Genomic DNA, 1,726 nt, shown 5'->3' on the forward strand with positions numbered 1-1,726 from the left:
CCGGAACGGCCGGGAAGGCGTCCGGAACGGCCGGGAAGGCGTCCGGGGCGACCAGGAAGGCGTCCGGGGCCACGGACGACCGCAGGACCACCCGGGCCCGCCGCAGTCCGCGCCGCCCGGCCACGACCCTCGCGGTCCTCTGCGCCCTGACCCTGCTCCTCGGCGGCTTCGCGGGCTGGGCCCACGCGCGGGCCGAGGCGCTCCGGGACGATCCCGCGCGGAGCAACACCGCCCTGACCGACCTCGCCCGCACCAGCGAGATCAAGGGGCAGACGGCCAAGGCCGTCGAGGCGCTCTTCTCATACGACCACACCGACCCCGGCGTCCTGGAGAAAGCCGCGAAGGACCTGCTCACCGAGAAGGCCGTCGGCCGGCACGACACCCTGCTCGCCGACGTCCGCGAACGGGCCGACGAGCAGAAGGCGCTGATCACCACGACGGTCACCGAGAGCGCCGTCGAACGCATCGACGGCGACCGGGCCCGGGTCCTCGTCTACGCCGACCAGAGCAGTGTCGACACCGCCGGAACCAAGCCCACCGCGAACAAGGACGGAAAGGCCGCGAAGGGCGAGCAGGAGCAGCGGCAGGACGAGGGCGTGTACGCCGGAGCCCTGCTCGCGGTGGACGTCGTCCACCGCGACGGACGCTGGCTCGTCTCCGCCATCGACACCTTCGGCCGCTGAGAGCCGACCGCGTGACCGACCGCGTGACCGCCCGTACGCACGGCACCGCCCGTACGCCCCGCATCCGACAGGAGTGACCGCCATGTCCTTACCCCGCGCACGACACCGCGCACGACGTCGGCGTCCCGGCCGGGCCCGCAGGAGACTGCGGACGACCGCCCTCGCGGTGACGGCCGTGGCAGCCCTCACCGCCTCCCAGGCACCCGGTCCCGCCCGGGACGCGAAGGACGCCCACGCCGCCCCCTCGGCCGACGACGGCGGACCGACGGCGGCAGGCATCCCGTACGCCGAGTTCGCGCCTCCGGGCGACGGTTCCTACCACACCGAGATCCCGCCCCTGAAGGTGCCGGACGTCGGGTCGGCGGCCCCGGCGCTTGTCCGCGACCTCCGTTCCCAGTCCGGCATCCCGGCCACCGTGCTGCGCGCCTACCGTGCGGCCGGGACCTCCGTCGGCAGGACGGACCCCGGCTGCCGGCTGCCCTGGGAACTGCTCGCGGCGATCGGCAAGGTCGAGTCCGGCCAGGCGCGCGGCGGAGCGGTCGACCGGAACGGCACCACGCTGGGCCGCATCACCGGACCGCCGCTCAACGGCCGGGGTTTCGCCCTGATCCGGGACACGGACGGGGGCGCCCACGACGGTGACACGGTCTACGACCGTGCGGTGGGGCCGATGCAGTTCCTGCCGTCCACCTGGGCCCGCTGGGGCGCGGACGGCAACGGCGACGGCCGCGCCGACCCGAACAACGTCTTCGACGCGGCCCTGGCGGCCGGGCACTACCTGTGCGCGGGCGACCGGAACCTGGGCCGGGCCGCGGACCTGGACCGGGCGATCCTCAGCTACAACCACTCGCGCGCCTACCTGAGACTGGTCAGGTACTGGCTGGAGTTCTACAGCCGGGGGATCCACGCCGTCCCCGACGGCAAGGGCGTCATCCCGAAGAGCCCCGGCGCGGGCGGCGACACCCCGGCCACCGAGCCCGCCGACACCGGGAACAAGGACGACGACGGCATCGTCATCGGCCCGGACCCCACCACCCCCGCCC

At 74.6% G+C, this 1,726-nt stretch carries 2 protein-coding genes; both read left to right on the forward strand.

Annotated elements, in window-relative coordinates; all coding sequences use genetic code 11:
• Positions 1-683: hypothetical protein (locus AOK11_RS38395; protein ID WP_055598220.1), on the forward strand; the 683-nt coding region annotated here is incomplete at its 5' end.
• An 82-nt stretch (positions 684-765) separates the two neighbouring features.
• Positions 766-1,726: lytic transglycosylase domain-containing protein (locus AOK11_RS38400; RefSeq protein WP_055598221.1), on the forward strand; the 961-nt coding region annotated here is incomplete at its 3' end.

This window comes from Streptomyces hirsutus (assembly GCF_001418415.1).
GTDB lineage: Bacteria > Actinomycetota > Actinomycetes > Streptomycetales > Streptomycetaceae > Streptomyces > Streptomyces hirsutus.